Source organism: Trichococcus pasteurii (assembly GCF_900112935.1).
GTDB classification, from domain to species: Bacteria; Bacillota; Bacilli; order Lactobacillales; family Aerococcaceae; genus Trichococcus; species Trichococcus pasteurii.
On the sequence record NZ_FONM01000010.1, the window covers coordinates 20,340 to 34,635 of the forward strand.

The 14,296-nt window shown below is 49.0% G+C and carries 9 protein-coding genes; 1 reads left to right on the forward strand and 8 read right to left on the reverse strand.

Annotation, left to right across the window (positions count from 1 at the left end; all coding sequences use genetic code 11):
- Positions 1–28: 28 nt before the first annotated feature.
- The 5 genes from BM184_RS15715 to BM184_RS09385 all read right to left on the reverse strand — a co-directional run bounded on the left by BM184_RS15715 (position 29) and on the right by BM184_RS09385 (position 7,971).
- Complete coding sequence (locus tag BM184_RS15715; RefSeq protein WP_086943638.1) at positions 29–883, reverse strand: ABC transporter permease; 855 nt, start codon at positions 881–883, stop codon at positions 29–31.
- Positions 876–2,072, reverse strand: a complete 1,197-nt coding sequence (locus BM184_RS09365) for a quaternary amine ABC transporter ATP-binding protein (protein WP_086943637.1) — start codon at positions 2,070–2,072, stop codon at positions 876–878. Before BM184_RS09365 ends, BM184_RS15715 begins: the two co-directional genes overlap by 8 nt.
- An 845-nt stretch (positions 2,073–2,917) precedes the next feature.
- Entirely contained in the window at positions 2,918–4,408 is a 1,491-nt protein-coding gene (locus BM184_RS09375) for a sucrose-6-phosphate hydrolase (RefSeq protein ID WP_086943635.1), read from the reverse strand.
- A gap of 78 nt (positions 4,409–4,486) precedes the next feature.
- Positions 4,487–5,965: a sucrose-specific PTS transporter subunit IIBC gene (locus tag BM184_RS09380; protein ID WP_086943634.1), complete on the reverse strand. Its 1,479-nt coding sequence runs from the start codon at positions 5,963–5,965 to the stop codon at positions 4,487–4,489.
- Between the two features lie 617 nt (positions 5,966–6,582).
- Positions 6,583–7,971 carry a PTS transporter subunit EIIC gene (locus BM184_RS09385; protein WP_086628625.1) on the reverse strand — a complete coding sequence of 463 codons (1,389 nt, stop codon included), beginning with the start codon at positions 7,969–7,971 and terminating at the stop codon, positions 6,583–6,585.
- 873 nt (positions 7,972–8,844) lie between these two features.
- On the opposite strand from BM184_RS09385, the gene BM184_RS09390 reads away from it, so the two are divergent.
- A complete protein-coding gene (locus tag BM184_RS09390) occupies positions 8,845–9,867 on the forward strand; it encodes a PLP-dependent cysteine synthase family protein (RefSeq protein WP_086943633.1) in 1,023 nt (340 codons plus the stop codon).
- Positions 9,868–10,317: 450 nt separating this feature from the next.
- Here the strand turns inward: BM184_RS09390 and BM184_RS09395 are convergent, their stop codons facing one another.
- From BM184_RS09395 to BM184_RS09405, 3 genes are all read right to left on the reverse strand, one after another.
- Positions 10,318–11,322, reverse strand: coding sequence for an LCP family glycopolymer transferase (locus BM184_RS09395; protein ID WP_086943632.1), 1,005 nt, complete (start codon positions 11,320–11,322; stop codon positions 10,318–10,320).
- A 103-nt stretch (positions 11,323–11,425) separates the two neighbouring features.
- The gene (locus tag BM184_RS09400; RefSeq protein ID WP_177208615.1) at positions 11,426–12,772 is read right to left on the reverse strand and encodes a leucine-rich repeat domain-containing protein; all 1,347 of its coding nucleotides are present in this window, start codon (positions 12,770–12,772) and stop codon (positions 11,426–11,428) included.
- Between the two features lie 261 nt (positions 12,773–13,033).
- The gene (locus tag BM184_RS09405) at positions 13,034–14,272 is read right to left on the reverse strand and encodes an L-lactate MFS transporter (protein WP_086943630.1); all 1,239 of its coding nucleotides are present in this window, start codon (positions 14,270–14,272) and stop codon (positions 13,034–13,036) included.
- Positions 14,273–14,296: the final 24 nt, after the last annotated feature.

Consider the following 14,296-nt stretch of genomic DNA (forward strand, 5'->3'; position numbering starts at 1 on the left):
TGTTTGGCAATTAGGAATAGTTGAGTCGTTATGCTGCGCTCTTTTTGCTGAATTTTTGGGTCAGACGGTCGATGATGATGGCAAGCACAACCAAAGCCAACCCGGATACGAAACCGGAACCGATTTTGGCGCGCTGCAAGGCGGAAAGTACATTACGGCCCAATCCAGGAGCACCGATCATCGAAGCGATGACGACCATCGACAAGGACAGCATAACGGTTTGGTTGATGCCGGCCATGATCGTGGATTTCGCCAACGGCAACTCGACTTTGAACAACCGCTGTGCGCCGGTGCTGCCGAATGATTCGGCTGCTTCAACCAGTTCGGTGGAAACTTGTCTGATTCCCAGATTCGTGAAGCGGACAGTCGGCGGGATCGCGAAAATAAGTGACGCAAGCACCCCGGGAACCATCCCGATTCCGAAGAAAGCTACGGCCGGAATCAGATAAACGAAGGCTGGCATTGTCTGCATGAAATCCAAGACCGGATTGATGATGCTGTTCGCAAGTTTGTTTTTCGCCATCAGGATACCGAAAGGCACGCCGATCAGGACGGACAGCAAGCTCGAGAACAAGACCAGCGTCAAGGTGAACATCAAGTCTTCCCATAGTCCTTGGTTATAAATGAACCAGAGACCGACGACAGAAAAGATGGACAGTCCGAATTTTTTCCCTGAGGCAAAGAATGCCAACAGAGCCACTAATGCGATCAGGATGACTGCCGGTATGGCCGTCAACGTTGAAGTCATCAGATCGATCAAAGTCTGCGAAGACGCTTTGATCGGATCGAACAGGAAACTGAACGTGTCAGCGGTCTTGTCCGTGACGTATTCAGTGAACTCGGCAACCGGCAATTCAGGAATAAAATTTAATAGATTATCCATTTACGGACACCTCGCTTTCTCCTGCCAAAGCGGCTATGACGGCGCCTCTGACAAGTACACCCACCAATCTGTCGTTTTCGATGACAGCGACCGGCGAGCTTGAATCATGGATGATCGGGAAAATATCGCTCAAGGTAGTATCTTTGGAGACTGTCGGGATATCTTCTCTGAGGATGCCATCCACTCTAGTAGTGTTGGCTTTCAACGCTTTCGAAGCGTCCTCGGCAGTGATGTACCCTTTCAGTCTGCGGTGATTGTCCACCACAAGGATTGTTGAAATCCCTTCTTGGCGCAATAATTCCAATGCGAAGAGCGGGCCATGTTTTTCGATATTCATGACGATTGGACGCTTCATGATGTGTTCGGCAGTCAATACTTTAGAACGGTCGACGTCCTCCACGAATTTTTCGACATAGCGTGTTGCCGGATTGGTCAAAATTTCCTCCGGCGTACCTATTTGGACCAATTCCCCATCTTTCAGCAGCGCAATCCGGTCTCCGATGCGCAAAGCTTCGTTCAGATCATGGGTGATGAAGATGATGGTCTTTTTGACGTTTGCCTGCAGATCCAACAGTTCATCCTGCATCTCACGACGGATCAATGGATCCAAAGCCGAGAAGGCCTCGTCCATCAACAGGATTTCCGGGTCATTCGCCAAAGCACGGGCCAAACCGACCCTTTGCTGCATCCCGCCTGATAATTGGTTCGGATACTGATGACTGTAATCGCCAAGGCCGGAATTTTCCAAGGCCTGTTGCGCTCGTTCCTTGCGCTCGGCTTTTACGACACCTTGAACTTCCAATCCGTATTCGGTGTTCTCCAAAATCGTGCGATGCGGGAATAAGCCGAAGTTCTGGAAAACCATACTCATTTTTTCCCGACGGACTTGGCGCAATTCCTTCTTGTCCATGATTGATAAGTTCTCTCCGTCGATCAGGATGTTCCCCTTTGTCGGTTCGATCAAACGGTTGAACATCCGCACAAGTGTGGACTTCCCGCTTCCGGAAAGACCCATGATGACGAAGATTTCCCCTTCTTCTATGGAAAGACTGACGTTGTTGACCCCTACTGTCGCCCCAGTGGCGCGCAGGATGTCTTGCTTGCTCTTCTTTTGTTCAAGAAGCTCCAGAGCCTTCTCTGCTTTTTTTCCAAAAATTTTCGTTACGTTCTCTATTTTTATTTTCGGCAAGTGCATTGCTCCTCTCAAATTTTTAATGCTATATGCGTGGATTCTGTTGGTAATGGGAATGAAAGCCCGAATCCGATTGTGCGTCTCCGTAATGTACAAATATAGTGTTACATTTTCATTTATTCCGAAAATATAAATTGAAGATAATTTCGTTACATCACAAAGCTATAACCACTATTATCCAGTTATGGCGCGGATATGCAAATCAAAAATGAATTATTTGTGAAATTCCCGTGAAAAAGTATGCGTTTACACGCGCTTCCTAAAGGTAACCGTGAAGAATCCGAAATTTTTTAAATTAACTTCTTGGATGAATCGTTATGTTGACATATATACAACGCAACATGCGGATATCTCCGATGATTTTGCTGTGCTTAGAGCTCAAGTTGTCGAATGTGTTCACGGCATTCGACAGTGCGGCAGATGATAATGTCAAAATTGTCGAATGTCATCAGCTATTCGACAATTTCGCCGTTTCCAGAGTACAGATTGTCGAATATCGGTGGTTCATTCGACAATTCTCAAAAATACAGGAACTCGTGGCTCCCATTCAGTTGGCCGTAGTTCCGAAGAGCGCGCTGACAGGTCGTTTGGCAATCAAATGTTGCAAGAAAACCCGCCAAAATGACTTTGGCGGGTTTTCTTGGGTCTCGGTTGGCTGTTTTTCCCCGCCAAGCCGATTTTGACGGGGAATTTCATGTTGTCCGGTGACGTTTTTCCCCGCCAAACCGCTGTTGGCGGGTTTTTCCGCGCCTCCGCGCCCCCAACGCAAAAAACGCACCACCCCTTCGCTCTGCCAAACAGAACTAAAAGGGTGGTGCATTCAACTGTCATTTCCCGCTTCTTCAGGCCAATTCCCAAAGATCTAGGCGATAATCGATAGTGCTGCCTGCCGCGAGCGACAGGCAGGTTTCTCCCGCTTCAGGGAATACGCGGGAGGTGAAGGTGCCTTCGCCGTCGTTGACGAAGATTTCGATCGAACTGGTGTCGACGAAAATTTGCAGTTTCACTGCATCCATCTGTTCGACCGCAAGCGTGCGGGTCGTTCCGAAGTCTTCGGCGAACGGGATGCCGCACTGGCTGCGGTCGATCGTGATTTTCTTGGCGGATGGATCCAAGGTGATGCGGAAACGTTTGTCGTTGGCGGCATCTTCGCAGAGATCCAATGTCACCGGCGCGTGGTCGGCTGACGCCAGGAATGTCACATCAAGTTGGAGTTCGTAGCAGTTTGCGCCACTGCGCTCGAAACGCTTAGCCTCAGACAACAATCCGGATTCAGACAAGGCCTGCTTTTTACGCAACGCAACCAGTTCGCGGACCGGTTGCTGGATTAATTTGCCTTCCTTGATGGCCAACTCGCGCGGCAAAGTCAGGCAGTGGGCCCAGTCTTCGCTGTCGGTCGGGTAAGCGACGTCCGGCAAGCCCATCCAGGCCGTCAGGATGCGGCGGCCGTCCGGGCTTTCGGCGGTCTGGGTGGCGTAGAAATCGAAACCGGCATCCAGTTCCTGGAAGCCTTCATGCTCCAATTTCAGCTCATCCATCCGGAAATCATCAGCGATGACATAACCGGTCTGAAAAATGTTGTGGTAACGGTCGCCTTCCGGCTCCAGTCCTTGCGGTGAAAACAGTAACACCGTTTTGCCATCGATTTCGAACAGGTCCGGGCATTCCCACATGAAGCCAAAGTCCGGCAAGCCAGCATCAACTTCACCCATTAATTCCCATTCCAAGGCATCCTTGGAACGGTACATCAGGATTGTGCCGGTTTCGTCGGTGCGTTGGGCACCGATGACGGCATAGTAGATGCCGTGCTGCTCCCAGACTTTTGGATCGCGGACATGGTCGGTATAGCCTTCAGGATTGCCGGCGATAGCAGGCGGCAGGAACTTCGTGAAGCTGCCGTCCGCCTCCATGCGGGCAACGATTTGGTTCGGCACCCTTTCCCATTCTTCCGTGCGGACATTGCCGGTGTACATGATGTGCAGCTGGCCGTCCTTGACGAAGCCGCTGCCGGAATAGACGCCGTGGCTGTCGTACTCCGTGTCAGGCAACAGCGCGACGCCCTCCTCTTTCCATTGCACGAGATCTGTCGAAGTCAGATGGAACCAGTGCTTCAGGCCGTGGACCGCGCCCATCGGAAACCATTGATAGAAGAGATGCCATTTGCCGTCGAAATAGGTGAAGCCGTTCGGATCGTTCAAAAGGCCTGTGTTCGGTTGGATGTGGTAGTGCTGGCGGAAGGGCGACTGCGCCACCCTTTTCGCCAATTCTTCCATATAGTCGTCGGAATAATCCGAGAGTTTTTTATAGCGCTCCTCGCGCGTCCATTCTTTCATCGTGTTATTCCTTTCCGTATCAAATTAGTCGTATGTCCAGCAGTCCAAGCCTGCCTCTCGGAAATTAGACCGATTGGGTCACAGTGTTTCCTTATTCAAAGTTGAAGGAACTTGTTCTTCATTTCTTTTTTTCGCTTCGTCTTTTGTCCAGTCGCGTTTGCTTAAGACGTATGTCATGGATACTGTCGTGAGTGTCGCGATCAGCATGCCCAAGACGTAGATCCACAAGTCTTCTTGTTTGATTGAGATGACGCCCGGCAGGCCGGCTGCGCCCATTGCGATCGCTTTAACCTTGAAGAAGGAGATGAACGCGCTGCTGACGCCGGAACCGATCATCGTTGCGTAGAACGGGTAGCGGTATTTCAAGTTGATACCGAACATCGCAGGCTCAGTGATCCCCAAGTAAGCGGAGATTGCGGAAGCGGAAGCCAAGCTTTTCGCTTTTTGTTCCTTGATAATGAAGAACATCGCCAATGCGGCAGCTCCTTGAGCCACGTTTGACATAGCAGCGATCGGGAAGATGAACGTACCGCCTGTTTTGGCGATATCAGCCAACAATTGCGTTTCGACAGCGATGAAGCTGTGGTGCATACCGGTAACGACCAGTGGAGCGTAGAAGAAACCGATGATGGCTCCGCCGATGGCACCTGTTGTGTCATACAACCATACAAGGCTGTTTGTCATCACGTCGCCGAGCGTGCGCGTCAGAGGTCCCACCAAAGTGAAAGTCAGGAAGCCAGTGCTGATTATAGCGAACAGCGGTGTGACCAGGTTATCCAATGATGTGTGCACGCGTTTGTGCAAGAAAGTTTCGATTTTTGCCAAGATGTAAGATGCGAATAAGATCGGCAGTACTGTTCCTTGGTAACCGACTTTCGCGATTTCGAAGCCGAAGATATTCCAGAAAGGCACTTCGCCTGCAGCCAAAACTGATGGATAGGCGTAGGCATTGACAAGATCCGGGTGGACCATCAACATCCCCAAAACAGCTCCCAAGTATGGATTTCCGCCGAATTTCTGCGTTGCGCTGAAACCGATCAGGACTGGAAGGAAGACATATGCCGCGTTGGAGAAAGTGTTGATCATCGCTGCAAAACCTTCGATGGCCGGATAAGCTTCAATCAGCGATTTTCCGGTAACAAACAAATCCGGTGCCGTGAATACGTTGTTCAATCCCATCATCAAACCACAAGCTACGATGGCCGGGATGATCGGTACGAAGATATCCGAAAGCAATTTGACGCCTTGTTGGATCGGATTCAATTTTTGCGTGCCGGCTGTTTTGACTTCTTCTTTGCTCATGGCGTCGATTCCGGCCATTTTGATGAATTCTTTGTAGACTTCATTGACGATCCCGGATCCCAGGATGATCTGGTATTGACCAGCCGTTGAGAAAGTCCCTTTTACTTCGTCGCGTTCATCCAAGCCCGCTTGATCGACTTTGCTTTCATCTTTCAAAACCAAGCGTAGTCGTGTCGCGCAGTGCGTCGCCGCCTGTACGTTGTCTTTTCCACCGATGTCCATCAACAATTCTTCTGCAATCTTTTTGTAATCCATTTTTTCTCCCTCTTCCCTTTAATCTGTTCTGCCTAAGAATAAGTGCAATAATAACAATACTTCGCTTCCATGCGGAACCGGTTCCTTTTCGGTTCAAAACGATAAGGAGCAGGTTTTCAGTGTTTGTGAAACCGGTTCCTATTAATAAGAAGAGTAAACCCTTTCAAAGATAAAGTCAAGCGTTTTCTAAAAATTTATTTTGTATTTTTTATAGATCGGCTGACGATGGCCTTTCCGCTCGATTCGGCCTCCGCGTAATCCGCTGAGGCTGAAGATAGTCATGTGGAAGGAAAAAGAAGGAACTTCCGACAATTACAGGGAGCAGGTTTTATTGAGTGCTGCATAAAGTCTCTTTTTTTGAATGTCCTTGACATTGGGTCCACATTATCAGTACCACCCAACGATTTGTTGCTTTCTTCATTAAAGCCTGAGATGGACTTTCACCACAAAGTTATCACCCGTTCCGGGCGCACGTTAGAAGGGGGTGTCTCAATAGGAGGCAGCCTCTTATTTGCGGTTTGGCGGGGTAGGTCTGCCCATAAACCTAGAAAAGGGAGTGCCTCAGAACCAGAAAAGGATTTTCTGGTTCTGAGGCACTCCCCTCTTTCTTTATTTAATTAATCTAAATTAAGCTGCTCTGAAATTTTATTCGACTGTACTTTCACAGCAATGAACCCTGTCACAAATGCTCCTACAATGACAACTAGGTACTGGATCATAGATGCGAAACTACTGGTGTAAAGCAACAGTCCAGGAATAAAGGTGATTCCCATACCTGTAGCAGATAGGCCAAAGATATACGTAAGCAGACCACCCACAGCTCCTCCCAACATGCCGGAAACCAGTATTCTCAAACTTCTCAGATTCACACCGAAGAGAAGAGGTTCTGTAATTCCAAATAAGGTAGATGTGGAAGAAGAAATAGCGTTAGTTCTCTTTAGTTTAACATTCATTAGTAAAGCTGCACTGATTGCTGCCCCTAATTGTCCAGCCATACTGGCTGTCATAAGTGGATTCAGCACATTTTCACCCGTATCGGCAAGTAACTGAAGCTCAATGATTGATAAAGTGTGATGAAGGCCTGTAATAACCAAGAGTTGTTGAAGTGCGCCAAAAAGGATATATCCAATACCTAAAGGTGCATTGATCAGCATGACGATAAAGTCACTGACTGCAATCTCGAATGTATGAGTGATAGGACCTAAGATAAAGAGCATTAGAAAAATGGTTACTGTTAATGTTACAAACGGCGTTACAATCAGGTCGATGATTTGAGGAACAACTTTTCGTAGCTCTTTCTCAATTCTTGATATTAGATACCCTGCTACGATAGCGGGGATGATAGATCCTTGATAACCTACAATAGGAATATTAAGTCCTAAGAAAGAAACGTTGATTGCTTCAGCGCTTCCACCGGCTACAGCCCAAGCATTAGGCAAATTAGGAGATACCATCATAAGGCCAACTACGATACCGATGATGGGATTTCCACCAAATTTACGAGTGGCACTATAGGCAATAAGTACTGGTAGGAAAGCAAATGCGGTATCTGTCAGCATCTGGAACATGCTCAACATAAATGGACTAAATTCTACACCCAGCTCCACAAGAAGTCCTCTTAAACCCATTAATAGTCCCGTTGTAACCAGTGCAGGAATTAGAGGAATTAGAATATCCGCCAAAGTTCGAACGACTCTCTGAACGGGAGTCATGTTGGAGTAAACGTCTTCTTTAAACGCTGTATCCGCTGATTCATCCATCTTTGTATATTGCTTAAATTCAGAATAGACTTCATTTACCTTTCCAGTTCCGAAAATAAACTGGTGTTGTCCTGTATTAAAGAAGTAACCTTTGCTTCCAGTGACAGCTTCCGCTTTTTCCTTGCTCACCTTGCTGTTATCTCTTAAGATAATTCGAAGTCTTGTAGCACAGTGTTCAAAATTTTTGACATTATCCTGGCCTCCCACAGCGTCAAGAATGTCTTTGATGGTTTGTTCATTTTTCATTAATAATTCCTCCTTTTTTTTAGATCTACCCCTAGTAACAATCCAATTTTTTTCTTGTAGCGATTCTATAGAGCCTATGGTTATGTACCTGTTCCATTTCGGGTAAAAAATGTGCTCACGTCATGAGTTTCATTAAGCTTCCATCTTCGTTGAAGGTATAAATAGTAGCTAAATAATTTCATGTTCACTTCTAAGAAACAAAAGCTCTCTGATATCAAAACACACCGAACGGAACCGGTTCCTCTACAACTGAATAGTAAACCCTTTCAAAAATAATGTCAAGCGTTTTCTCAAAAATTTTTTTTAGTATTTTCTGGATCGGTAAATCAAAATCGCGCCAGTTTTTTCGGTGCATTGGACACCTATTGCGACGTGATAATTGCTCTGCTGCTCCTATGCTTTCGGATCGCGCACATGATCGGTGTAGCTTTCGGATTGCCAACTTTAGCAAGCGGCAGGAAGTTCCTAAAGCTCTTTTTTTCTTCCAAGCTGGCGACGCTTTTGCTCGGCACCCTATCCCATTTCCACACCGGTATCCGTCAACACTTATCCTGCAATTTTTTGGTGATCTGTTTTTTTCTCCTTCCTTTTTTTGATCTGTTGTTCCTAAGAATAAGTGCAATAAAAGCTTTGTTTTACTTTATTTCGGAACCGGTTCCTTTCCGATTTAAAATGATAAGGAGCAGGTTTTTCATGTTGTTGAAACCGGTTCCTCTTGATATGAATAGTAAACCCTTTCAAAGATAAAGTCAAGCGTTTTCTAAAAATTTATTTTATTTTTTTGTGGACCGTCTTGCGATGGTCTTTATTTGCCAAAAGCGTTAAAATGAAGGTAAAGAGCGACATGACATAGGTTTGGGAGGTTCTTTGACCATGACGATAAATGAGAAAATGTCCGAAAAATTTGATGGTTTGGCGGCTTTGATCGGCCACACCCCGATGCTGGAAATTTCCTTGCTCTACAAAGGCGAACCGCGGGTCGTATACGCAAAGGCGGAATACTACAATTATTCAGGCAGCATCAAGGACCGGGTCGCCTGCCACATCCTCCGCCAGGCCTATGAAACAAGCGCGATCACTGAAGGGATGCCCATCGCTGAGGCGACCAGTGGAAACACTGGCATCGCTTTTGCTGCAATCGGCGCTTATTTGGGCAATCCTGTCACGATTTTCATGCCCGACTGGATGAGCAAGGAGCGGATTAACTTGATCGAAAGTTTCGGTGCAACGATTCGGCTCGTTTCCAAAGCGGAAGGCGGCTTCACCGGTTCGATTGCCCTCGCTGACAGGATGGGTGAAAACGAAGGCGCCTTCCTGCCGCACCAATTCTCCAATCCTGAAAATTGTGCCGCCCACTACGCGACAACGGGAAAAGAGATTCTGGCTCAACTGGCGGCTTTCGGCAAAAGACCGCAAGGCTTCGTCGCCGGCGTCGGCACAGGCGGAACGCTGATGGGCGTCAAAGATGTTCTGCAGGAAACCTACCCGAACTGCCTGGCTTTCCCGCTCGATCCGGCTTCTTCCCCGACGATGGCGACTTGCGGAAAAGTCGTCAGCCCGCACCGGATTTTCGGCATTGGTGACGAGTTCGTGCCGGCTATCGTCAAACTGGATCAGCTGGACAACATCCTCCTTATCGATGATTGTGATGCCATCAATATGTCCCGCAAACTCGCGCGCGTGCTCGGACTCGGCGTCGGCATCTCATCCGGTGCCAACTTTTTGGGCGTCCTGAAAGCGCAGGATCTGCTGGGGAACAAGGATGCAGTCGTCGCGACCGTCTTTGCCGACGACAACAAAAAATACCTCTCCACCGATCTGATGTACGAACAAACCGTTTCTGCGGATCATTTGGCTTGCGACGTCGAGCTGATTAGTATGCGGGCTATCCGATAAATCTTACAGAGGCATGCAAAAAAACTTCCAGCTATTCTGAACGATTAGCTGGAAGTTTTTTTATTTGTAGTCGGGGGGCGGCTGGCGCCCGCTCCTCCGATGAACGCAGGCTTCGCCGGAGTTCAACCTGCATTTAAGTCTTGTCCTCCGAGGAGACGGTGCCCCCCGGAGTTGAAGCCCACGAGTTACCGGCGTCCTCCGGGGAGCACACCCCTCACCGGAGCAGGGAGCTGCGAATGAAGCTGCGCAGATTCTTTCATTCATCATTCAACCACTTTCCACTCGGCCGCGACCGGATCACTGGTGACGGCAAGCCATCCCCACACCAATTCTGGTACGTACAGTTTAGGACTTTGCCACGTAATATACCGTCTTCTGCCGTCGAACCAGCAAACTAGATCCCGAACTGTTGCTCTTTCTCGTATTTTAAGAAGTCTCCCTGTTTCCAGGCTATTCCAATTCCAATTCGATCTGCAGCAGGTCGCGGACGCGCGTCAGTTCGGCTTCATCCACGAAATTGTAGTAGATGTCGTTCATCATATCGCCTGTACCGCCGAGTTGCTGCTGTTCGATGTTGCCTACCGCGCCGAGGTAATCCTGATTTTGGAGCGTGTAGAAATCGGACAGTTGGAAGCTTGTCTGCATGTTGGCTGAAAGAGTTTCTAAGACCGCCTGGTAGTTCAGCAAGGTTTCCGGTGTCGCCAATTTGCGGATGACGCCTTCAATGACCTGGCGTTGTCTGCCTTGGCGACCGGTATCGCCGGCCGGATCTTCGTAGCGCATGCGTGCGAACGCCAACGCTGCCTCGCCATCCAATTGGTTCGTGCCTTGGACGAAATCGTAGCCGTTCTGGTTGAAGGCAAGCGGGCTCTCGACAGTGATGCCGCCGACCGCATCCACGATTTCCTGGATCCCCGCCATGTTGACCATCACGTAGAAATCGATCGGGATATCCAGCATCTGCTGCACTGTATTGATCGACATCGCGGTGCCTCCGAGTGCATAGGCGTGATTGATTTTGTCGGAAGTGCCGTACCCGATTATTTCGGTGTACGTATCGCGTGGGATACTCAACAGTGTCGTCTTTTGCGTATGCGGATTGATGGTGACGACCACCATTGAGTCGGAACGGCCCTGTTCCGTGCGGCCCAAATCACCGGTGTCTACGCCTAGCAATAGGATTGAAACCGGCTCGCCGGCTTCCAGGAGTTCAGATGGTGTTAATGCTCGAACATCGGCTCCGCTTTCTTCATCAGCCGTTTCCGAAGCGTCGGCTTCCGTACCGGTGTTCGTTGTCCGGAAGGTCTCGACTTCGACAGGCGTATAAGCTGTGTCCATCGTGTCTTTCACATTTGCATAGATCGAGTAGACATACCCGAGGACACCGATCACCAGAATTGCCAGAATACTGATGAATATTTTCAAACCGTTCTTATTCCGTTTATTTGATTGCATTGTTCCCTCTCCTCTACCCAAAAAGCTCATTGTAAGATGATTGTTGATGTTTATTGCATTTCAGCTGGATCAGTCCGGATAGTAAAGCCGATGCGTTGGCTGCTTATTCGTACCAACTGATATCGCAGTCCGGCAGAACACTCTGCAGCATTGTTTGTTGTTCAGCATTGATGTCCGCCTTGCTGATATGCAGTTTCCCCAACTTAGCCAAACTCGACAAAGGTGCGATATCACTGATTGGATTTCCCTTCAAATCGAGGTACCACAGATCCGCCAAATCCGATAATGCTGTGATATCGCTTATCTGATTTCCAGACAGATTCAAGTGCCGTATTTTGGTGAGACTGGCCAAGCTGTCGATGGTGCTGATCCTATTCTGGGCCAGGTCTAGGTAGACCAATCCCGTCATATTTGCCAAGGCAGCGACGTCGCTCACTTGCGCTCCGCTGATTTCGAGATGCGTCAGCCCGGTTATTTCCGCCAAACTGCCGATGTCCTCAATTTTTTTGGCGTTCAAATCCAAGCGCGTCAGCTTCGTCAGTCCTGCCAGTGGCGAAATGTCGCTTATTTCTGTGCCACTAAGGTCCAACGTCAGCAGATTGCCGAGACCCGCCAAGGCGCTGACATCGGCTATTTCAGTCCCACTCATGTTCAACTCCATCAACTGCGTCAAATCCGCTAAGGCTACGGTGTCACGGATGAGTGTATTGTCCAGTTCCAGGATAGTCAGCTGCGTCAAGCCCGATAGCGCCGTGAGATCTTTGACTTTGGTGTTCCCTAGGCTCAGATAGCGTAACTGGGTCAAATCTGCTACAACTCCGACATCTTCAACTTCGGTGTTACGCAGCTTCAGCGACTGCAGGCCGGTCAAGTCGGCTAACGGGCGGATATCAACGACTTGTGTGTCATTCAGATAGAGCGCCTCAAGCTTCTTCAATCCGGCTAATGCTGTGATGTCCTCCAATTGGTTGTTGTTGAGGTAAAGGGTTTTGAGTTTCGCCAAATCCGTTAAAGCTGTGAGGTCCTGGATTTGGGTGCGGCTGATGTCGAGATATTCCAGCTGCGTCAAACCGGCCAGCGCGCTGATGTCATTAATTTGCGTATCATTCAGATGCAGTATCCGCAGGTTCGTAAAATGTTCGATTCCGCTGATGCTGTTGATATCTTTATTGCCCAGATAGAGCGCATCGACCGACTCGATATCGCTCGCAGTCAGGTCGCCCTCTTCTTTGCCGATCAATTTACGCACATAATCTTCAATCGCTTCATCCGCGAAAGTCAGCGGCCGATTTTCTTTTGCGGTTTCTGCGTCAGTTTCCGGTTTGCTGTTGGCTTGAGACGTGCTCTCTTGGCTGCTTTTTGCTGAATCCAGGCCCGATTCCATTGTGTCGGAGCAGCTCGCCAAAAAAATCAAGCTGAATAGGGTCACCAGCATCGTTCTATTTTTCATATAAATCACTCCTCCTAAAAGTACACTGGAGCTAACGATGGAATCCATAATGGCTGGATTCTCTCAGGAGATGGTCGTGGGAACGGGTTAATTTATATCTTGATTATAAGCCTCCTCTGCTCGGATCGCTAACTTTACGGGCTTAATACTTGTAGACACTTATTCGCAAATTGTGTGCCACAACTCTTTTCATTCAGAAAAATAGCCCGCGTTGAGGAGAACTTCTCTCCTCAACGCGGGCTATTTTCAATGAAGTGTCTTTTAAACAGTTTCCGCTGCAAGCTTGGCCACAGTTTTTCTTTTTGCATAGACAAGGCTCAAGCCCAGTCCCAGCAGGACGACGGCAATCGCGACATAGAAAGCTTTCGTGAAGTCACCGTCGTTCGCGGCAGCCAATGACGCAGTCACTTTCGGAGCGACGAATGCGGCGCTCGAAAAGCCGATGAAGACGATGCCGTAATTGACGCCCTGATTCGCCGGACCAAACTTATCCATGACCAATCCCGGGAAGACGCCCATCACGCCGCCGAAGCAAAGGCCCAAGGTGACGATCCCGATAGCGAAGGCCCACACTTGGTTGACGCTGACGAGCAGGATGAAGGCAAAAATGATGGCACTGTAGATGATGATGACCGCGCGGATTTGGCCGATGCGATCAGAAATCGCGCCCCAGAATACCCGGCCTGACGTGTTGCTCAAGGAATAGAGGCTGACATAAGCGGCAGCTGCCGATGCCGACAAACCGAACATCGATTGCCCGATCAATGAGGCGTTCGAAGCAATCATCAGACCGGAAAAGGCGCCCATCGCGAACATCAGGATAAGCAGGTAGAATGCGTGACTCGCCAACATTTCCTTCCAGTTTTTGTTTGCGGTGATGGTTTTTGCTGGTGCTGGAGCCTTTTCGGAGGCCACAGCCGTTTGTGGAACTGCCTGTTTCGGTGCCGAGCGGATGAAAAGACTGAAAAAGAATCCGATCAGCGCATACGCCAAGCCCATGCGCCAGAAGGCTTGGCTGACTCCGTAGCGTTCGATCAGCGTGTTCGCGATCGGTGCCGCGATGATCGCCGCTCCGCCCATTCCCCCCGTGATCAGACCGGAAGCCAAGCCTTTTTTATCCGGGAAAAAGCGGATTGTGTTGCTGAGACAGGCGGAATAGGCAAAGTTCTGCGCAAAGCCGCCGAAGATGCCGTAGATCAGGTACAACTGAAAAATGCTCGTCGCTTGCCCGGTGAAAGCGAAGCTGATACCGAAAAGCACAACGCCGATGCGGGCGATCCATTTTGCCCAGCCACGGTCCGTAAAATAGCCGCCGAAGATCATCGGGATCGGCCCCACTGCGGAGTTGATTGCGAACGCCATCATGATATCCGGTACCGCCCATCCCCGCAATTCCGCCAAAGGTCCTGCGAAAACACTGAACGTGTAGACGATACCGGTGCACAACAAGATCCCCATCGAGCTGATCAGGACCACCCAACGATTTGTTTCTTTTTTCATTACTGTTCCCCCTTTTCCTAGTTG